Origin of the sequence: Dolichospermum sp. FACHB-1091 (assembly GCF_014697585.1) — a bacterium.
GTDB lineage: Bacteria > Cyanobacteriota > Cyanobacteriia > Cyanobacteriales > Nostocaceae > Dolichospermum.
Genome location: NZ_JACJSB010000011.1, coordinates 120378 through 140537, shown reverse-complemented (window position 1 = coordinate 140537; position 20160 = coordinate 120378). Strand labels below are relative to the sequence as shown.

At 37.6% G+C, this 20160-nt stretch carries 17 protein-coding genes, 2 rRNA genes and 1 pseudogene; 8 read left to right on the top strand and 12 right to left on the bottom strand.

Annotated features, from left to right (window positions below; translation table 11 throughout):
• Together H6G25_RS09460 and rrf are read left to right on the top strand one after the other, a co-directional pair.
• A 23S ribosomal RNA gene (locus H6G25_RS09460) occupies window positions 1-910 on the top strand; the annotation flags it as partial.
• Window positions 911-1163: 253 nt separating this feature from the next.
• Window positions 1164-1281, top strand: a 5S ribosomal RNA gene (gene rrf / locus H6G25_RS09455).
• 274 nt (window positions 1282-1555) lie between these two features.
• Here rrf and H6G25_RS09450 read toward each other — a convergent pair.
• Window positions 1556-2041, bottom strand: a complete 486-nt coding sequence (locus tag H6G25_RS09450; protein WP_190392252.1) for a hypothetical protein — start codon at window positions 2039-2041, stop codon at window positions 1556-1558.
• A gap of 214 nt (window positions 2042-2255) precedes the next feature.
• On the opposite strand from H6G25_RS09450, the gene H6G25_RS09445 reads away from it, so the two are divergent.
• On the top strand, window positions 2256-3626 hold the full coding sequence (locus H6G25_RS09445) for an ATP-binding protein (RefSeq protein WP_190392251.1): 1371 nt from the start codon (window positions 2256-2258) through the stop codon (window positions 3624-3626).
• A gap of 319 nt (window positions 3627-3945) precedes the next feature.
• On the opposite strand, the pseudogene H6G25_RS21635 reads toward H6G25_RS09445, so the two are convergent.
• Window positions 3946-4146: pseudogene (locus tag H6G25_RS21635) on the bottom strand (hypothetical protein).
• A gap of 145 nt (window positions 4147-4291) precedes the next feature.
• Here H6G25_RS21635 and H6G25_RS21130 point away from each other — a divergent pair.
• The gene (locus H6G25_RS21130; protein WP_242034920.1) at window positions 4292-4423 is read left to right on the top strand and encodes a DUF4277 domain-containing protein; all 132 of its coding nucleotides are present in this window, start codon (window positions 4292-4294) and stop codon (window positions 4421-4423) included.
• A 294-nt stretch (window positions 4424-4717) separates the two neighbouring features.
• Here the strand turns inward: H6G25_RS21130 and ftsH2 are convergent, their stop codons facing one another.
• Window positions 4718-6604 (bottom strand): ATP-dependent zinc metalloprotease FtsH2, encoded by a 1887-nt coding sequence (gene ftsH2 / locus H6G25_RS09440; protein ID WP_190392250.1) that lies wholly within the window; start codon window positions 6602-6604, stop codon window positions 4718-4720.
• A 435-nt stretch (window positions 6605-7039) separates the two neighbouring features.
• Between ftsH2 and H6G25_RS09435 the strand changes: the two genes are divergently transcribed.
• On the top strand, window positions 7040-7333 hold the full coding sequence (locus H6G25_RS09435; RefSeq protein ID WP_242034919.1) for a type II toxin-antitoxin system HicB family antitoxin: 294 nt from the start codon (window positions 7040-7042) through the stop codon (window positions 7331-7333).
• Window positions 7334-7410: 77 nt separating this feature from the next.
• A complete protein-coding gene (locus tag H6G25_RS09430) occupies window positions 7411-7509 on the top strand; it encodes a hypothetical protein (RefSeq protein ID WP_322745923.1) in 99 nt (32 codons plus the stop codon).
• Between the two features lie 129 nt (window positions 7510-7638).
• Here H6G25_RS09430 and H6G25_RS09425 read toward each other — a convergent pair whose 3' ends face one another.
• Entirely contained in the window at window positions 7639-7794 is a 156-nt protein-coding gene (locus H6G25_RS09425; protein WP_242034918.1) for a hypothetical protein, read from the bottom strand.
• Between the two features lie 448 nt (window positions 7795-8242).
• Between H6G25_RS09425 and H6G25_RS09415 the strand changes: the two genes are divergently transcribed.
• Window positions 8243-9334, top strand: a complete 1092-nt coding sequence (locus H6G25_RS09415) for a hypothetical protein (protein WP_206754776.1) — start codon at window positions 8243-8245, stop codon at window positions 9332-9334.
• 7 nt (window positions 9335-9341) lie between these two features.
• Here the strand turns inward: H6G25_RS09415 and dcm are convergent, their stop codons facing one another.
• Together dcm and H6G25_RS09405 are read right to left on the bottom strand one after the other, a co-directional pair.
• On the bottom strand, window positions 9342-11282 hold the full coding sequence (gene dcm / locus H6G25_RS20870) for a DNA (cytosine-5-)-methyltransferase (RefSeq protein ID WP_199319711.1): 1941 nt from the start codon (window positions 11280-11282) through the stop codon (window positions 9342-9344).
• A 568-nt stretch (window positions 11283-11850) separates the two neighbouring features.
• Entirely contained in the window at window positions 11851-12327 is a 477-nt protein-coding gene (locus tag H6G25_RS09405; protein WP_190392248.1) for a hypothetical protein, read from the bottom strand.
• A gap of 638 nt (window positions 12328-12965) precedes the next feature.
• Here H6G25_RS09405 and H6G25_RS09400 point away from each other — a divergent pair.
• Complete coding sequence (locus tag H6G25_RS09400; protein ID WP_190392247.1) at window positions 12966-13946, top strand: hypothetical protein; 981 nt, start codon at window positions 12966-12968, stop codon at window positions 13944-13946.
• A gap of 276 nt (window positions 13947-14222) precedes the next feature.
• Here H6G25_RS09400 and H6G25_RS09395 read toward each other — a convergent pair whose 3' ends face one another.
• From H6G25_RS09395 to H6G25_RS09370, 6 genes are all read right to left on the bottom strand, one after another.
• Window positions 14223-14876, bottom strand: coding sequence for a YggS family pyridoxal phosphate-dependent enzyme (locus H6G25_RS09395; protein ID WP_190392246.1), 654 nt, complete (start codon window positions 14874-14876; stop codon window positions 14223-14225).
• Between the two features lie 180 nt (window positions 14877-15056).
• A complete protein-coding gene (locus H6G25_RS09390; RefSeq protein ID WP_190392245.1) occupies window positions 15057-16049 on the bottom strand; it encodes a quinone oxidoreductase in 993 nt (330 codons plus the stop codon).
• 40 nt (window positions 16050-16089) lie between these two features.
• Entirely contained in the window at window positions 16090-17265 is a 1176-nt protein-coding gene (locus tag H6G25_RS09385; RefSeq protein ID WP_190392244.1) for a fatty acid desaturase, read from the bottom strand.
• A gap of 87 nt (window positions 17266-17352) precedes the next feature.
• A complete protein-coding gene (locus H6G25_RS09380; RefSeq protein WP_190392243.1) occupies window positions 17353-18504 on the bottom strand; it encodes an aminotransferase class I/II-fold pyridoxal phosphate-dependent enzyme in 1152 nt (383 codons plus the stop codon).
• Complete coding sequence (locus H6G25_RS09375; RefSeq protein WP_190392242.1) at window positions 18501-19046, bottom strand: NAD(P)H-dependent oxidoreductase; 546 nt, start codon at window positions 19044-19046, stop codon at window positions 18501-18503. The genes H6G25_RS09380 and H6G25_RS09375 overlap by 4 nt, the downstream gene beginning before the upstream one ends.
• Complete coding sequence (locus H6G25_RS09370) at window positions 19046-20083, bottom strand: methyltransferase domain-containing protein (RefSeq protein WP_190392241.1); 1038 nt, start codon at window positions 20081-20083, stop codon at window positions 19046-19048. The genes H6G25_RS09375 and H6G25_RS09370 overlap by 1 nt, the downstream gene beginning before the upstream one ends.
• Window positions 20084-20160 lie beyond the last annotated feature (77 nt).

Sequence of the window (20160 nt, the reverse complement as noted above, 5' to 3'; positions counted from 1 at the left end):
GTCTCAGAGAGAGACTCGGCGAAATAGGAATGTCTGTGAAGATACGGACTGCCTGCACCTGGACAGAAAGACCCTATGAAGCTTTACTGTAGCCTGGAATTGTGTTCGGGCTTGGCTTGCGCAGGATAGGTGGGAAGCGATGAGATATTCCTTGTGGGGAATATGGAGCTAACGGTGAGATACCACTCTGGCGAAGCTAGAATTCTAACTCATCTCCGTCAGCCGGAGAGAGGACAGTTTCAGGTGGGCAGTTTGACTGGGGCGGTCGCCTCCTAAAAGGTAACGGAGGCGCGCAAAGGTTCCCTCAGCACGCTTGGAAACCGTGCGACGAGTGTAAAGGCAAAAAGGGAGCTTGACTGCAAGACTGACAAGTCGAGCAGGTACGAAAGTAGGCCTTAGTGATCCGACGGCGCAGAGTGGAATGGCCGTCGCTCAACGGATAAAAGTTACTCTAGGGATAACAGGCTGATCTCCCCCAAGAGTCCACATCGACGGGGAGGTTTGGCACCTCGATGTCGGCTCATCGCAACCTGGGGCGGAAGTACGTCCCAAGGGTTGGGCTGTTCGCCCATTAAAGCGGTACGTGAGCTGGGTTCAGAACGTCGTGAGACAGTTCGGTCCATATCCGGTGCAGGCGCAAGAGTATTGAGAGGAGTCCTCCTTAGTACGAGAGGACCGGGAGGAACGCACCGCTGGTGTACCAGTTATTGTACCAACAGTAAACGCTGGGTAGCCAAGTGCGGAGAGGATAACCGCTGAAAGCATCTAAGTGGGAAGCCCACCTCAAGATGAGTACTCTCACTACGGTAAGTAGGTAAGGTCACGGGCAGAACACCCGTTCATAGGCTCTATGTGGAAGTACAGTAATGTATGTAGCAAAGGAGTACTAACAGACCGAGGGCTTGACCTCTATATTCTTAATTCTGATTGTGATTTCTCGTTCTCGAATGCAGTCTTCAGGGTTTTGTGAATTTTAGATTTTAGATTTTGGATTATTTGCCAACAATGTAGAAACTAAAAGTTCCAATTTTGGGAATTATAAAAGATTGATAATTAGTTTCCCTAGTTGAGAATAATATCAGTTGTTAAGTTTCTGTGAACCATGTTGAATTATTTTCTGCAATCTAAAATCCAAAATCTAAAATCCAAAATCATCAGGCTTTCCTGGTGTCTATGGCGCGGTGGAACCACACTGATCCCTTCCCGAACTCAGAGGTGAAACGCTGCTGCGGCGACGATAGTTTGGGGGTAGCCCCATGTCAAAATAGCTCGATGCCAGGTTTATTATTTAACAACATTGCCTCCTCTTATATACTAGAGGGGCTTTTTGTTGTTATTTTTTATCCAAATTGGAAATTAAATTGTTTATAGGAATTTGCAAAAATTTTCTGCAATATATAAATATATAAACAGGGTTTAGCAATGCTAAACCCCTACAGGATTTAAAACTAGTGGGAGTTTCATTAGATATCCTAACTACTTTCTCTATATCTATATTGTTTATGTCTGTACTTCATCAACAAAAATAGATATAATTCAATACTAAACTAAGTGTTTACCCAGGATTAGGGCAACTACCAATATTATTCAAACCCTTGGAAATGTCTGTTATAGAAACACCTTCTAATGGCGGTCCATATTGATTCTGTAACAATGGAAACAACGAGGGAGATACATGGCAAATTTCTCTATTTCCATTGATGTACATGACTCTTCCTTCATAGTTTGCTGGTGTGTAAAGCCCTTGAGGCCATGTACAACCACCTTGAAAGTTATGAGGAGTAAAAGGAGCTCTTCCGTAACTACGCACACCTTTCTTAATCCAAAGTTTTAATTGAGCTGGACCAACAACGTGACAGGTAAACTTTCCACTATTACTCCAATAATAGCTGTGACCTTGATGAGCATAAATACCAGATGGGATATTTGGCGCTGGTTGAGCTACAGCTTGTAAACTTTCTGATATAGCTGTAGCCAAGCAAATTGAGGCTGTAACTGTAGTACCGATAACAAATAAACTAACGATTTTGTTTTTTTTCATTATTTTCTTCTATCCTATTGTTGGATTCTAAACCCTATTGGTTTTGTTACTTAATTACTATTCTTAGAAAATTTAGGTTGATCTGTCTATTGGAAAACATCGGATTTTATCGGGAGATTTATTACAAAATTTTACGTATGAAATCGGAAAATATGGGTAAAAATAGGATTATCTTTTGCTATAATTACTGAAACCTTTACCCCATATAGTTTTTATGACTGTTGATGAAGTTGTAAAATTCGTTGATAAAATGGTATTTGAAAAAACGGGAAAACATCTAGATGATGTCCAAACTGCTGTAGTTGAAGGGACTTGGAAAAGACAAACTTATGATTATATTGCCAGCGAATATAATCTTTCTAGCAGTCATGTAGGAGATGTAGGATCTGAATTATGGCAACTTTTGTCGGAAATATTACATGAAGATATAAAAAAAACTAATTTTTGTTCTACTTTGGAAAGAGTATATTATATTAACTCATCTCAAAATCCCAATATTTATTGTAGTGGAAAGAATCCTTATTTTGATTTTAGTTCGCAAACATTAAATCAATCTGATAAAGAAGATGATAAAATTAATATAAATACGGAATCTAAATTATATAGTTATGATTTAACTTTAGCTCCTGAAATTATAAAATTTTATCAACGAGAAACAGAATTAGAAAAACTCTCTGATTGGATATTTAAGCCAAATACTCGTTTAATTTCAGTATCAGGATTATATGGAACTGGTAAAACTACTTTAGTTAAAAGATTTATTGATTTAAACTTACAGAAATTTGCAGTCGTTATTTGGAGAAGTTTAAAATATCCTCAACCTTTAGATTTATTTGTTACCGATTTATTGAATGTTTGTCAACAACAACCTCAAGAAACTTTAGATAAACGATTAAAACAATTATTAGATGTTTTTGCGAATCATAAATGTTTAATTATTCTTGATGATTTACAAAATATATTTATCCCTGGTAAATTTGCAGGACAATACAAACTTGAATATCAAGATTATCAAAACTTTTTTAATATGCTGACAGAGGTTAAACATCAAAGTCATGTAATTGTGATTAGTCAAGAACAATGTTCAGAAATTGAATGTTTAGATAATGAATTATGTCTGATTAAGTCTTTAGAAGTATCTGGATTATATGATCTTGATATTCTCCAAAATAGAGGATTAAAAAATGAAGATAATTGGTTAAAATTAATTGATTTATATGCAGGTAATTTTATTGATTTAAAAAGTGTCAGTATCTTAATTAATAAGAATTATGATGGTCAAGTTGCTGATTTTTTAGCTGAGAATACTTTGCACATTACCAATCAAATGCAATCTCGTTTTCAGCAAATATTTAAGCATTTATCATCCCAAGAACAAGAAATAGTATTGCATTTAAGTAAGTTTGAAATACCTATTACTAGAGAATATTTGAGAGAGGGTTTAAATTTATCTGTTGTTGATTTTAATAATGGTTTACAGTCTTTACAAGAAAGGTATTTAGTCACGAAAATAAAAAATGATAAAATCTTGTTTCAATTATCTTCGGTTTTTAGGGAATATGTGAGAAATTATTGTCAAAATTGATGATGATTTCATAAAAAATATAGGTCATATTTCTTGATATAGGACTCCTATTTGATCTTTGAAAAAAGTAGGTATCAATTCTGTCTTTCCTGTTCCCTGTTCCCTGACCACACAGGTAAATTCAGGAATCAAACCGGATTCCTATATATTTTGAATCAATTACATAAGTCCTAATTTCACAGATAAAATTGAACAATGATTTTATTCTCCATCACAACAGTTAAAATAGAGGAAGATTTGTATATAATTATTTGTAAATATTAGTAAATTACGTATCATATATTAGTTTTCAATAATACTAATATATATTTGTTGTTTGCTATTGTCCTCGTCCTGGTTTGCAGTCTGCGAAACCTAATGCTTCGCTATCTAGGAAACTAGTGATTCTCTTTCAGAGACACTACGTGAACGCCATTTCAATAATAGCTTCTACTGGATAGTCAATTTCAGCTGCACGGGCAATTAAAGCTGCTTTGATTTTTTCTGGTAAGCATTCTAAGATAATTTTAGCATCAGTAATGTATGTAGCAAGGGAGTACTAACAGACCGAGGGCTTGACCTCTATTCTATTTTGTTATTGTGATTTCTCTTTCTCAAATGCAGTCTTCAGGGTTTCTGTCAAGTTAAAACTAAGATATCAAAACTTTATTTTTGACCTTTGACTTTTGACTTCCCAACGGGCTTTCCTGGTGTCTATGGCGCGAATGAAAGAGTCAAAAGAAGCCATGCAAATCCTAAATATAGACCATTTAGGAATAGTGGCAGGAATAATAGACGAGATGGAATTAGTAGAATAAGTGAATAAAACCCACATTCCGCACTTCATTTTGTAATATGCGAATATTTCCTTAATTTTATTGTTTATTGTTTTTTTAAATACTTGTGGTATTAAAAATTTTAAGTTTTAATACTTAATTATTTAACTGTTATTAAGAATATTCTTGAAAAGGCTCATACTACATTATGAAGTGCGGAATGTCGGTTATTGATATTACTATGAGGTTATTAGAAGGCTAATTATGAGGGCAGTTTGATGGTAAAAAAGAATGGCCTTGTTAATTTAACAAGACCACCCCAAATAAATGTTACCCTTACAGCATGGGTGCAAACTGAGATTTATCAGGTACTTCCGCGTACTCAGCCACAATTTGCCGAAGTTCGTCACCATTAATGGTTTCTTTTTCAATCAACAAATCAACTAAACGATCTGCAAGACTACGATGATCACGCATGATCTTCTTAGCGTTAGCATAGCATTCTTCCACAATCATTCTGACTTGGGCATCAATGCGACAAGCGATAGACTCGGAATACTCGGAACGGGTTGTCCAATCACGACCTAGGAACACCTCACCCTGTTGGCTTTCCAGAGATAAAGGACCTAGATCAGACATTCCGAACCGTGTTACCATTTGTCGAGCCATTCCTGATAACTGCTGTAAGTCTCCACCAGCGCCAGTTGTCACTTCTGCTGCTCCAAAAATTACTTCCTCAGCAGCCCGACCACCTAAAGCCCCGGTAATTCTAGCCTTTAGCTGAGAACGACTAATTAAACCTTGTTCTTCATTAGGTGTAAACCAAGTTAAGCCCTGGGCTTGTCCTCTGGGAATCAAAGTCACCTTTTGTACAGGGTCATGGTCTTTAAGTAAAGTTCCCACCAAAGCGTGTCCAATTTCATGGTAAGCAATCAACCGCTTACTCTTGCTGTCTACCAGGGGAGTACCTTCCATCCCCGCAACTACGCGGTCTACAGCATCATCAATTTCCGCTAAAGTGATACCCTCTTTGCGTCTTCTAGCAGTGAGAATAGCCGCTTCATTCAGCAGATTAGCTAAATCTGCACCGGTAAATCCTGGAGTTCGACGCGCGATCGCTTCCAAGGACACGCTATCATCCAACTTCTTATTTCTAGCATGAACCTGTAATACTTCCAAACGTCCTTTAATGTCTGGAGCATCTACCGTTACTTGTCTATCGAAACGACCTGGGCGCAACAAAGCCGCATCTAACACATCAGGGCGGTTGGTAGCAGCAATAATAATAATGCCAGTATTGCCTTCAAAACCATCCATTTCCGTTAATAATTGATTAAGGGTTTGTTCCCGTTCATCATTACCACCACCAATACCAGCGCCCCGTTGACGACCCACAGCGTCAATTTCATCAATAAAGATAATACAGGGAGCGTTATCTTTCGCTTTCTTAAACAAATCACGGACACGGGAAGCACCCACACCCACGAACATTTCTACAAATTCCGAACCGGAAATACTGAAAAAAGGAACACCAGCTTCACCAGCGATCGCTTTAGCGAGTAAAGTTTTACCAGTTCCTGGAGGTCCAACTAATAGTACACCTTTGGGAATCCGAGCGCCAACAGCGGTAAATTTCTCAGGTTGTTTCAGGAAGGTGACAACTTCTTGTAATTCTTCCTTTGCTTCTTCAATTCCCGCCACATCATCGAATTTTACCCCAGTTTTCGCTTCCATTTGGAAACGAGCGCGGGATTTGCCAAAATTCATCGCTTGTCCAGGACCACCGGGAAGATTATTAGAACGCCGGAACAAAAAGAAAAGTCCCGTAATCAATAAAACTGGGAAAATCAAATTACTCAAAAGTCCCCAGATTGCTCCGTCATTTCGCATGGGGTGGGCATCAAAGCTCACTTCCTTCTGCTTCAGCTTTTGAATCAATTCCGGGGCATTCACGGGCAAATCTACCCGCCAGCGTTGAGTGCGATTTTCGATGTCTTGGTCATTAGCTTCAATAATTGCTGTTCTCCCACCATCGTATAGATCCACATTGGTAACGCGGTCTGCGTCCAAATATTCCAGAAAGCGACCGTAGGTCATGCGGGTATTGGCAGCATTTTTACTCATGTCCGCAGAAGTGCCTGTAAAAGTGCCTTGCCAGAAGAAAAAGCCAATTACTAAGGCCAGCACTGACCAAAGTGCTACGATTCTCCAAGAAAATTTCATCTTTAATTTGCCTCTAGATACTAATATGACTGCTTTTGTAACGGATGTTTATAAATCCATTTTGTAATTTGAGCCATAAAACCTCGGTTTGCTTATGGCAGATTCATGAAGTTTGTCTAGAATCTTAATTAAATTTAACCTAATTCTCATAGTAATACCAATTAAAAATTAAAAATTAAACGTTAAATATTCCCAAAATCATACCCAGTAAGGATTTGGGGCTAATTTATATTTTGCTATCTCTATTACTAATTTTATGCTGGACTGCACAGGATTACCAAATTCATTTATTTTTCTTTATCTGTGTTTATCTGCGTTTATTGATATAGTTTATCTTTTATATGCTTTAAAGCTAAATACAACGAAAATATTACAGAGAATGAACCACGAAGAAACGAAGAAGCGAAGGTAAGAGTTTTAGAGAGATTTTTCGTGATGGGTGATAGTGTCATCGCTGATCTTGTAACTAATCATCGGTTAAAATATAGTGGACTTCTTGTGGAAATTTTTATGAAAGCAGAGTTAACAGCCATCATTGAGAGAGCAACGGAAGGAGGATACTGGGCAATTTGTCCAGAAATTTCTGGTGCTAATGGTCAAGGTGAAACCATTGAGGAAGCGAAAGAAAACTTGAAACTTGCTATTCAATTGATTATTGAAGATCCTATGGCAGATATCCGCAGGGGAATCACAGAAGATGCGATAGAAGAGACCATTTTAATTCCATGAAACGTAAAGAATTAGAAAAAAAGTGAAAACAAGCAGGTTGTTACTTAAAACGAGAAGGTGGTTCTCATTCTTTATGGATTAATCCTCAAACAGGTGTCATTGAGGCTGTACCAAGACATACAGAAATTAAGGAATTTTTAGCCCAGAAAATTCTTAAAAACTTAAATGCCGAATAAGTAGGTGAACACAATAAAACCAATCTGTGTAAAGAAAAGTAAAATTGCCCAAAACCTCTTCACTCTGTTCAACCTTCTTCCATGATTGGATTAGGTTGGTTAGCTTATGTACGGATTGATTACCGTGATTCAGCTAACAACGAATCGCACTAAGCTATTAGCAGCACTTTCTGATACTAATTCTTTCACCATATCCCCATTGACTGTTTTACCCAAAGCATAAGTTTTGAGCTTTTCTAGTTCGGTAAATATCAGTCGTGTATGATTGCCTGTGTAATCAATCAATATTTTGTAAGCATCAGTAGTGAGTGTTACACCTACTTCGTTAGCTAAAGTACGAGCTTGCTGTATTAATTTTTTTAATCATATTTCAGAATACTTACAAATCTAAAAAGTGTTAACCCGTAACTGAACTACGTTGTGTTATTTACCACATTGAGATAAATTTTAAAAAAATATTCATATATCCAAAGTGCTAAAAAAAAACTTGGACAACAAATTGCTGCTATTCGTAAGCAAAAAGGATTAACTCAAGAAAAATTAGCTGAACTATCAGGTTATTCAGTTGAGTTTATAAGCTTGATAGAACGTGGTATCAATGCTCCTACCATTGATGGTTTGGAAAAATTGGCAGAAATTTTAGACTGTAACGTTGAAATTTTGTTTCTAGAGAAATCCTTTCAAGACAATTCGCTTAATTAATTGTAATTATTATTGAGGTTGGCTTAAATTGTTGATTAACGACTTAGAATATACAGGCTCTTGCTTTACTCTAAAGAAAATTAATGAGTTTACTTTAAACCTAAATATTCCAAAAAAGCAAGATGCTAATATTTTTGAAAACATGAATTTTTTTTCCTCCTTGCTTCATTCCTTTAAGCCAGACCAAAATTCAGTTTGGCGAAAACAGAAGCGTCTTGATGTGGAAATAAAAGGTTGGCCAGCAAATGTGGAATGGAAAAGATTATCTTATTCTAATTTTGAAGGTATATTAATAGATAATAACGCTTTTAACTTTAAAGAATTTGCAGAAACTTTAGATGAATCAATTAAAAATATTACAGTTAATGTAAAAACTAATAAATACTATAAGTTTGAGATAGGAAATAAATCTCATTGGGAGCAGTATTTATTCAAATCACGTGGTAGGGAAATCTGTGGACTATGTATTTTATATGATCAAGAATTTCATACTAGAGACGAACTGGAAGTAACCATAGAAAACCGTTATCAACCTCACAATATAAGCAAGCTTAATATTGGCAATAATGATACAAGAACCTCAAAATTCTATGGAGATCCCAGTAAGATAGTTGATTATTTTAGAAATGAAGGATGGACACGAGAGGGGGAAAATCCTACTATAATTACTCAACGGAAAAACAAGCAAGAAGAGTATAGGTTGACTACTGTCAAACAAGATATAACTTTACAAGTTTCTAGATCAGTAATCAAGGATTCATGGAAACAGAAATTATTTACTCTTCATAATAATACTTGTAGATTGTGTCATACAACTCATGAAAACACTAAATTTTTAGCACCAGATCATAGAATTCCAGCAATTGTTCAAGCTGAAAACTTAACGGATGACAATTTCCAAGATAAGTTGATGACTTTGTGTATTTACTGTAATCAAAGAAAAAGAGAATTTACCAAAAAGGTTAATCCTGACTATGATTGGGAAAATAGTCCTTGGGCGTACCCAGAACAATTTCAACGCGAAAAAATAGCAGAAGATATTGAAAGATACGCTACTGCTCATCAAAAAACAGTTGAACAAGTTATAGAAGAAATTACCAGACTGATTGAGAAAAAAGACTAAATTCTTGCTAATTAATCATTGCTTTATACAATGAAAAAGCAACTGCTTCAGCAACAGGACTAGGTAATGCGTTTGCAATTTGTCTATAAACAGATGTCATTGAGCCAATAAATTCAAAATCAATAGGAAAGCCTTGTATATAAGCCATTTCCCTACAAGTTAATCTGCGCTTATTTGAGGGATGGTGCATTACCATAGCTCCTCCTTTATCATCTCCTCTTGCTGTAATAGTTGGACATGGTAAGTCAGAGTCAATACGTCTATTTGATATGTATCCATTAAATTTTAGTTTAAATTTGGAATATATATGATTTTTTAAATTGTGTTTTTTGTCAGGATCAGGAAAATCTGATAGTGCTTGTCCTACAGATATATGTTTTGAATGAGTGGGATTTGGAGGAAATTCTATTTCTATTGGTACATCTTTTCTCTTACCTACAATAATAACTCTCTCTCTCGTTTGTGGAACTCCATAGTCAGCAGAATTTAAAATAGCATATTCACATTTATAACCACATTTACTAAAATCTTGTAGAATTTTATTAAAAATTTCTCCTTTTTCAAGGCTAAGAATACCTTTAACATTTTCTGCTACAAAAAATTTTGGTTGTTTAATTTCTATGACTTTTACAAGATATTCATAAAGAATATTTCTCTTATCGTTGGAATTACGGTTCATATTGGCTATTGAAAATCCTTGACATGGAAAACCACCTATAACAACATCACAATTAGGAATTTTGTTAATATCATAATCCTCAATATTACTATTAATTATGTGATTGCCTATATTTTTTTTGTATGTTTGTACAGCATCTTCAAAATTATCAATTGCCCATACAATATTAAAACCAGCCTTTTGAAATCCTAAGTCCATTCCTCCTGCACCAGAAAATAAAGAAACAACTTTAGGTTTTTCACTGGCTATACTTTGTTTATTGATAAATGTTTTTAATCTTTTATCAGCTTCAATAAATTCTTGTGCTATTTTTTCTGCGTACAATACAGGTACAGCATTTCCTATTTGGCGATACATTGAAGTTACACTTCCTGTAAATTCAAAATCACATGGAAAAGTTTGAATAAATGCTGATTCTCTAACATTTAATCGTCTCTCTCCGTTAGGATGTGGAATTGCACATACCCCACCTTTTCCATTACCTCTAGCTATAATCGTTGGACATGGTTTATTACCATCAGTTTGTCTATGTCCTGTATAATTTCTATACAATACTTTATACTGTGATCCTACTAAATTAGTAGCTGGTTTCATTTTTTCTAGTGTTTCTAATGCACAGTTAATGGTAATCCATTTTTTAAGATTTGTGTTTTTTTCGGAATAATTTGGTAATGGGTGCTTGATTCTTGCTTCTACAGGCAGATCATTTCTTGTACCTAAAATAATTACTCTTTTTCTAATTTGTGGTACTCCATGATCAGCCATATTAACCAGTTCATAGGTTATATGATATCCAGCTTCTTGTAATTCCTCTATAATCTTTTGAAACACAAGCCCCTTGTCCAGACTTAAAATACCTTTTACATTTTCGGCCATGAACCATTTAGGCTTTTTATCTTTTATCACTCTTAACATTTCGTGATACATTTCATTTCTTTCATCATCTTTTGATCGAAATTTATTAGCTACTGAAAATCCCTGACATGGGAATCCGCCAACAATTATATCGGCATCAGGAATTTTTTCTGAATGAACATCACAAATTGATTTATGAATAATATGATTGCCTATATTTTTTCTATATGTTTCTACACAGTCTAAGTCATTATCAATTGCCCAAACAATTGATAATCCTTGTCTCTTAAATCCTAGATCAATACCTCCACATCCTGAAAATAGGCTAACAACAGTAATTTTGTTGGATTGAATTTTTTTAAGACTTGTCATAAGAAAGTTATGATTAGAAACTAATGTAATAGAGCTAGGCATTGCCAGAGTGTACTTAATCACTGATAATAGAAACATTTTAAAAAATGCTTGCTATATTTTAGGTTAATTTCATACGAGTCCAGTATTGTGATGCTTAGAAGTCAAACAAACTTACTATTATAATTCACAATTATCAAAAAGTCCAAGAATCTGATTCCAGTTACACTACACTGTGCCGCCCCCTCAAATCCCATAAGTGATCGCTCATAATTAGCATAACTCCCCACTCAAAACAAACTCAAATGCTTTCCCACATCACTTAGAGGTTCAATAACCGAAAGTAACTCATCTCGTTTTAGCCCCCTCATCGCTTGCAGGGAGGGGGTTGGGGTTCTTGTTCCAGGTTTGATGACAATTTGCTGTAACCCCACTCGTTGCGTATCCTTGCGGGAGCAAATCCCATATTTAAACATAATGCTGGGATACAGACTGGAAACATCAATTTTGGCAATGTGTTTGTGAAAACCTGGTACAGAAATTACCAATTTTTAACGCCAACCTACTTAGACATCTCCGAAAATATTGTAGGGTTTCAAGTCACGCACATTCTCACAAGATGTCTAATCATTTACTTAGCTCCCATAATTTTTAAGGTATAAGGTAGGGAATCATTTTCCTTGTAAGAACCAATCCAAATTTGGTAAGTTCCTGGTAGCCATTCACCAACAACACCAGGATTTTTACCATCAAAGTCATCATTACACCAAGTTCCACCAGGTCCTTTGATAATCATGGTCGTGTCCGCAGGACTGTTAACTACTAGTTTTAGGTATTCAAATTTACTCAATAGTTTCAGGGTATGATCGGGCTTTTCATCCATAAATCCCTTACAAGGTCCAGTTGGTGTTGTTTCTGTTTTGGCTATTTGGCTTCCCGCTATTGAACCACCACTCATTCCCCTGACTGTCAATGGATCTGGGGAAAATGGGTATTGAATGGTAACATTTTCAAAAATCTGGGAAACTGGTTGAGCATTAGCCACTTGAGTAAATCCACCCGTAGTCCAGAGTATAATGATTCCTGTAGTCAATACTTTTTTGGACATTGTAATTATAGAAATTTGCTAAATACCTTTAAAGACATAAATTTACGGTCTCAAGTTCCTTTAGAAAAGTCCACATAATGATTGATCCCATAATCAGAGAAGATAATTTCAGTGTGCAGCCTTAACGGGTGACAAGGTCACTAAACAGCTTGTTTCATAAGGGATAGAGCCTGAAAGCCACGTTGAAAAAGAGGTGCTTATTGCCATCAAGCAATACCTTAGCCAAATTACGAGGGTGAGATGATAATGCTTTAACCATGAACTCCCGTTTCTCGCTCTTGCTTGGCAAAAACAATCAGCCTGAAAAATTCCTTAAAGGTTTCCGACAAGGATTTTTTAAATGTATTGACGGTAGGATAAGGGTTTTAGATTCTAAATTACCTTTTCCTCGAAACGCTTATGTATGCGTATTTTTGCCGTTTTTGCCAAAAATTATCAAGGCTCTTATTTTGGCAATAGTATTGAATGGGGGCATAATTTATAACTGCTGAGAGCTTTAGATATCACCTTTTTTGCCTCAAATTAATTTTTGACAGATTTGACAGATTTATTTACAAAAATTAACACATCTTTTGGAGTAAAGGACAAAGATTGAGTGTAGTATTTTTACTGGCAATTCTTTTGGAAATAAATTTTTCATGGAAAATCAGAAGAAAACACTTAGAGAGAAATATAAAGATCGTCCTTGCATGGAAAAGACTGAACACTTTGCTCAGATTTCAAGTGGTTTGATACAAGTTCCGCATACAGATATACTTCCAGATCAAAAATTTCTCTCTCAAGGAGATGACGTAGAAAGATACTGTAATATTTACAAACGTAATATGACACCATTCTATAAACATTACTGCGCTAGTATTCCATTTGTATTTGAAGAGCAATGTCGTGTTGGAGTAGCACTACTTCGTATGGCTAATTGCCTTTCTGATGGACAGCATCTCACCTTTTATGAAACCGAGTCTCAATACGGGACAAATGTTAGAACTTTGGCTGAACTAGCTTCTGGAAAAGTTCTAGCATTGACTAATGGCTTACACAAGGAAAAATTTGAGGAACTCTTTCGAGATCCTTTTTCATATTGTTGTCTAGGATATTTCTGCGATGTAACACCGCAATTTATACAATCATCGTCTGATTTAAACGTATTTACAGATGGATTTGACGTAGTCTATGAAAATGCAACATTTCAGTTTTATGACAAGGATCGATTCGAGCAAATAGCTCACCTGAAAGAGGTAATGAAAGATGACGGTATTTTAATATGTCTTGAAAAATTACACCAGATAGATACAGTAGAGTACGAAAAGCGAGAGCAAGTTAAAGATGAAAAATATAAGTCCCTGTACTTTTCAGCCAATGAAATAATGTGGAAGCGAACAGTAGTCCTTGCAGGTATGCAAGAATTGCAAGTAGACTATGAAACGCTCATTTCAGCTCTCAAACAACATTTTAGCTATATTTACTTATTATGGAATAGTACTAATTTCTATGAAATAGCTGCCTCAAACAGTCTACAGAAAATTAATGATTTTTTATCACTTCTCCCTTTGCCATTTATACCTAAGGAATTTAGTTTTGAAGGCGATTTAAATGTACCCAAGAGAGTTTGGCCTATTTAAATTGATAGAATTTTTTGAGATTGCGTTTCAAACCTCAGGATTTGTCGTCATTACCCAGGGTCTACCGTGAAAGCTACACAATTCTCAATCACACTAAAATCAGGTTTAGAGAATTCTTACATTAGAGTCATGGTATAGCAATCCTGAACAGTTTGTGAGAAAATACGTAGATAAAAATCCTTGTTTTATAAGCATTTTAGCCTTGTTGAACTCTCACGTATCATTTAGGATTGCTATAGTGCCATTAGTAAAACATAAAGAAATGGAATATTCTCATTATTTCGCTTCAAAAAGAATACGTCCCAAGCGAATCATGGTTGAACCAGCATTGATAGCATACTGATAATCTTCAGACATTCCCATAGAGAGTTCAGTCAAAGACAATGATGATTCTTGATTGATTTTCATTTTCAAATTCTTTATCACTGAAAATGCTTGAAATATTTCTTCTTCACTTAAACCAAGTGGTAAAATTGTCATCAAGCCTCTGATTTTCAAATTTGTGAGTTGTGTTAATTGAGGTAGATCATGCCATAGCTGATCGATATGCCAACCATATTTGTTAGGGTCACTGAGGGGTTTAATTTGCAAACATAATTGGGGTGAGACAGTTTCATTTTCTACTAAGCGGTTCAATCTTTCTGCTAAACTTAAACAGTCCACGGAATGAATCCAATGGAAGTTATCTAAAACCTTTTTGGCTTTATTGGCTTGTAAATGACCAATAAAGTGCCAGCAAATATTCGGTAAATCCTGTAGCTGTTCTTGTTTTTCTAAAGCGTCTTGCAAACGGTTTTCAGCAAAATCTCTAATTCCTGTTTCATAAGCTTGGCGCATGAATTCAACAGGAACTTTCTTAGTAACAGCAATCAAACGAACCTTGTCAGGGATTTCATCTTTGATATTTTTTATACTTGAAATAATACTCATAAACTCAAAAGCTGATGGGACGAAACAATAATCTTTGTTTGTAAGTTTCTGCGATCGACTGTATCTAAGAAAATTTCACCAGGCAGGAGTAACCCACCCTTAAAAGAATGGGATTGAAGCAAGGACGCTTAATTGATGCTCATAACCTTCTGCCCCTGCCTTTTGGTCAAAAATTTAGACTCAATCACTAGAAATTTTTAAGATTGATTTGCCAATTGTAAGACGAGCGGATAGGTCTCGATGAGCATTTGCAGCGTCAGTGAGACTATAACGATGCCCAACCCTAACTTTTATTTTTCCAGTGTTGAGGTAATTGAAGAGGTCAGCAGCTCTCTCCCTTAAGATATTCCCTTTGATATAGTGTCGTATAGTGGGGCGAGTCACAAAAAATGAACCCCTCTCACTAGAGCGATTACACAGTCGGTTGAGATCGAAAGGAGGAGTTAACCCACTTGATTGACCAAATAGAACTAACATTCCACAGTTCTTCAACAGATTCAGGCTCTTGTGAAACGTATCAACTCCCACAGAGTCATAAACAACATCAACGCCAATACCATTGGTGAAATCCATGACTTCAGTTTCAAAGTCATTCTGATGGTAAAGAATAACTTGATCGGCACCGTTGCTTCTAGCGACCTGAGCTTTTTCTGGCGTTGAAACGGTTCCGAGTACGGTCGCACCCATCAATTTAGCCATTTGGACAATAAGACCACCGACTCCGCCAGCAGCAGCATGAACAAGAATTGTTTGCTGTGGCTGCAAGGGAAATGTTGTATGGGTTAGGAAATGAGCTGTCAAACCTTGTAGGAGGCAGGCTGCTGCTGTTTCAAAACCGATAGACTCAGGCAAAGGAATTGCTCGTTCAGCTTTGACACACGTATATTCAGCATAGCTACCACTTCCAGTATAGGCAAAACCAACACGATCGCCGATACAAAAATCGGTAACTAAATCACCTTTTTCGACTACAGTTCCAGCCCCTTCTATACCAAGAATGTGAGGAAAGCTGGGAATTGGATAAAGTCCATCCCGAAGATATATATCAACAAAATTCACCCCTGAAACATTCATTTTTACCAAAAGGTCTAACGATCCGACAGTTGGTACAGAGGCTTCTCCCAACCGTAACTGCTCAGGACCACCATTGTGATGTAACAAGATAGCTTTCATAGGGGCAAATAATTTAGTATACAAACTCAAGAAATGGTAATTACTCTGGTGAGAATACCGTGTGAATAGTATCACTGGTATCAATATGATCGAAGGGTTGCAACTGACTGAGAGACTCAAACATTAGATCAATGGCATTATAGAGTCCCCATACCTCTGTATAAGGCTCTGGCCAGCCAGGGCAACCGGAATCAAGATCCTGTGCTCTTGCAAAAATGTAGTTTGCCCAATCTGTTGAATGGGGGTGACGATGGTGATAGTCATGACAAGGTGTATCAGCAACCATAATAAATAGACGGCTGAATAAATGGATGAACAGCATTCTTGTACTCCACTTAAACCACCCTATAAATTTTTGATCAAATGGCAAGGAAGAATCAGGAGTGGGTTCACCCAAGAAAATCCCCACAGTCAATCTAGAAATAGTTAACTTATCACGATGATCAAGCGCCTCGGGTACAGGCCATATATGTTCAGAGCATAACCTTGTAAAAAGACTGATTTGATATAGAACAGTCATCGGGAAAAGCCACGCTAGAAAAAGAACCAACCATGCTTGTGTCCATGCTGTTACTCCTAATAACAGAAATATATACAAACAAGCTAATAGATTAATCGGAAATGGGGCACTAAGATTGGAGGTCACTCTCGCTACAGAAAGCTTCCAGTGAAACTTTGGGGATATGAGGGTCAGCCAAAACTTTCTCCAAAGCTTTTCTCTCGTCATACCAGGACGAAGTTCAGCCAGTAAAAATAGAAACTTGACTGTTTCATCGTCTAACGTCTGTAATCTCTTAGTATGGTGATTATAAACATGGTCTTTGCGATATGACTCATAGTTTCTGAGAATTAACAGAATAGAGAGAACTTCCCCCACCCATTTATTCACTTTTTCATTCGTAGAAAAACGTGAATGGGTACAGTAATGAACAATCATCACGTGTAATGTTCTTGCACTAGAAACAGTTGCTATCCATGATGGAATTAACAACGTTAACCAAAAGCCGGAGTGTGTGACTGCTAAAACACTAGTAATCACACCGATTACAAGACCTGTCAATGCTATCAGCAAATGATCGATTGGCCTTCTACCCCAACTTACTTGACCTTCCAGCGGTTTACAAGTCAGCCAAGTGAGAAACGTTTGAAAACAGCTGGGTAGCACTCGCATGGTTTCTCTAGGGGAAGAATTCAGATGTGTGGAACTGTTTGTCATAACTTTCATATTTGTTGACCAGTCAGTATACAGATGAAAATTCATCTCGTTGAGATTATCCCTATTATCGGGCGAAGAGTAGCCTTACTAGATGCGACTACTATCAATTAGCGCTTGAATTCCAGCGCTATTGAGTAGATTGATTCGCACAGAGTTTGGGTACCCGTTAAGCTCGAAGTACTCCTGCCCCATAGCAACGAAATTCTGTCTGGGCGCACGAATTTCAGCAAATAGGAACCAACCTGCCTCCATCTCCATCATTTCCCCAAGGGCATTTTCATCAATCAAACGCTGGCAGTTATCTTGAGCAAATTTAATTAACTCACGATTGCCTGTTCCTAGCATTACATCCATCACCCGATGCGCGAACAGCCGATCCGAGACAGAGACATCGCCGTGTAGATTAATATGGAGTTCATCAAGTTCACCACGCATCTCTGGAGAGGTCAGCAAGTAAGCGCACCTGTAGCCGTGTAACGCTAGATATTTTGTAGGCGAGATCAACCGGAGTGTTTGATTCATCACCAAGGTAGATGAGGCTTCAGGACCAATGCTATTCCAACCCATATATTGGAACGTTCCATCAACAAATACCAATGAGCCAGTATTAATTTGCCATTCTCGAATTGTTTCAAACACTTCAATAGGCACTCTACGCCCCCCGTACCATAACGGATCGCTTAACACCAAAACAGATGGGTGCTGGGGTAAGTTGAGATGAAATTCAGGCTGGAAAGCATGATGATTACTCACCGGTATTGGCAGAATACCAAATCGGCGAAAAAAGTAGCCCAATTTATAGTACAGGGGCGGTAAATAGTAGACACTTTTGTAGCCAGATAGGGCTAACCAGGTACAAATGGTAGCCAGAAAACTACTGGAGCCTCCACCTGGAATAATCTGTTCCGGTGAGTATGACACATCATCGTAACGACTATGAAATTCAGCGATTTTTACTCGCAGTGAGCGATCTCTATCAACGCCAGCATATTTTGTGACATCAGATAACTGTAGTGGAGACGAGTGAGCCAGTTCGCCAAGATAGTCTTCAATGAATGGATGCCCTCCATCGTAGTCTGAGATGAAAAGACGATTGGGAAACTTTTGTCGCTCGATGTTCAACGCCTGATGCAAACCTAGTGTATGAAAAAGGATTGACTTTTCCGTGCCTTCTTCCCATTGTAGGGGCATGGAAATATCAAAATCTACCCGATTATCTTCCATTACTTTCATATTCATCGTTGCTTAAGTATATTGGATGCGAACTGTAGTATTTGCTGCATAAACTGTGTAGATTTTGGCTTTTGATCCTCAAATTGTATGTACAAGCTATCTGTGTACTTCATTTGCAGATGCGTACAGGTCTTTTCGATCGCAACTGTCATTCCTTCTGGGACTTCATCACTCGCTCCAGTCATTAACAAAAATCCTCTTTTCCCCCGGAATCGGGGTAGCAAATCTGGATAAAACATAGTGATATCAGACAATCGCTCAACAAATTGCTTGAGTTGAGATGACAGGGTGTACCAGTAGATAGGTGTAGCAAAAATAACTACATCTGCATCAAGCACATCGTCAAGGGTTGACAAAAAATCATCTTCTTTAAATGCGTTGTCATAATCAAAGCCATTAATATTCAAGGCTTTGAGATCATGGACACTCACCTTGTTTTGTAAGGTCTGACGAAGAAGATCAACGATTTGCATAGTGTTGCCATTTGTTCTTGCCGAACCGACCAGAACTGCAATCCGTATTGGCGAAATTTGTGATGCCGATTGCACTAAAGCATCTCCTTGGTCGAAACACCTACAGCGATCGCCGCAACTCGCGGCACGCGTGCGGAGAAGAGGACATCAGGGGTGTTTTGTTTTTCAATCAAAATTTGTCCAAAGCAAGCTTCTGCATATTCAAGAACCCTTTTCTGAACATCAAAAGATGTAGGGTTCCCCAGACCGACTAATCCATACATCTGATAAAGATACATAGCAAGAGCCATTTTGGCTTGATCTGGAGAGTCTCCCAACGCCACAATGGGATCAGCAATCTCCTTGGCATCAATAACTTGAAACGAAGCGTTGGCTAGTGTCTGGCGAAGTGTCTCGACACCATAGTGCGGGTAATCATGACCTTTCTGCGAGTAAGGATGGACAACTTGGGCAAACCACTTTGCTGCTCCTGACTCTGGCTCGAAGTCATGTAATACTATTCTACCCCCAGGTCTGAGAACTCGACCTGCTTCTGAACTAGCTCGGTCTAGGGTTTCCCGGTTCAAATGGTGTGTTCCATAGGCAATGAGGACACCGTCAACACAGCTATCTTGCAAAATTAGATTTTCTGCGGGCTGACAAATCGCAGGTAAGCCCATTTCAAGTGCCGCTTTAACCATGCCCACACAGATGTCACTAGTAATGATATCAAGAGGCTGGCTTGCGATCTCACTCACGCGAGCAATGCGAGCTAGGAGACCATCACCCCCCAACAAATCTAAGACCCTGATTGATTGAGAATTCCCGACCAGAAATTGACGAAGAAGGGTACATGCGCCTTCGGAGCGAGCAAGGGTATTTTGCTGAGCCTGACGGTACATAGTCCCTCGACCCCCATCAGAATTGTCTAAAAACTCTTCTGCACCCACTAGCAAATCTTGTGGCTGGTTTTCAAGGGATAGATTGATTAGATCGGGATCAATGAGGCTATGGATATCGAGATGTGATTCCGCAAGCTGCGTTAGCAGCCTAGCAAAAGTAGATCGCTGTGCGAGCTTTTTTGCTTGAATCTTTTGTTCCAGATTCTTATTATCTACTACTGTGATACTCAACTTTTATGGCCCCCTATTAACGTTAAATAACAATTCGGCAAAGGTCTAGCACGAGTTTTGTACAATGCTACTTACTC

Excerpts from the sequence above, each read along its gene's own strand:
- H6G25_RS09450 (WP_190392252.1), bottom strand. The coding sequence starts at position 2,041 with ATGAAAAAAAACAAAATCGTTAGTTTATTTGTTATCGGTACTACAGTT.
- H6G25_RS09445 (WP_190392251.1), top strand. The coding sequence starts at position 2,256 with ATGACTGTTGATGAAGTTGTAAAATTCGTTGATAAAATGGTATTTGAA.
- ftsH2 (WP_190392250.1), bottom strand. The coding sequence starts at position 6,604 with ATGAAATTTTCTTGGAGAATCGTAGCACTTTGGTCAGTGCTGGCCTTA.
- H6G25_RS09435 (WP_242034919.1), top strand. The coding sequence starts at position 7,040 with ATGGGTGATAGTGTCATCGCTGATCTTGTAACTAATCATCGGTTAAAA.
- dcm (WP_199319711.1), bottom strand. The coding sequence starts at position 11,282 with ATGCCTAGCTCTATTACATTAGTTTCTAATCATAACTTTCTTATGACA.
- H6G25_RS09405 (WP_190392248.1), bottom strand. The coding sequence starts at position 12,327 with ATGTCCAAAAAAGTATTGACTACAGGAATCATTATACTCTGGACTACG.
- H6G25_RS09400 (WP_190392247.1), top strand. The coding sequence starts at position 12,966 with ATGGAAAATCAGAAGAAAACACTTAGAGAGAAATATAAAGATCGTCCT.
- H6G25_RS09395 (WP_190392246.1), bottom strand. The coding sequence starts at position 14,876 with ATGAGTATTATTTCAAGTATAAAAAATATCAAAGATGAAATCCCTGAC.
- H6G25_RS09390 (WP_190392245.1), bottom strand. The coding sequence starts at position 16,049 with ATGAAAGCTATCTTGTTACATCACAATGGTGGTCCTGAGCAGTTACGG.
- H6G25_RS09385 (WP_190392244.1), bottom strand. The coding sequence starts at position 17,265 with ATGACAAACAGTTCCACACATCTGAATTCTTCCCCTAGAGAAACCATG.
- H6G25_RS09380 (WP_190392243.1), bottom strand. The coding sequence starts at position 18,504 with ATGAATATGAAAGTAATGGAAGATAATCGGGTAGATTTTGATATTTCC.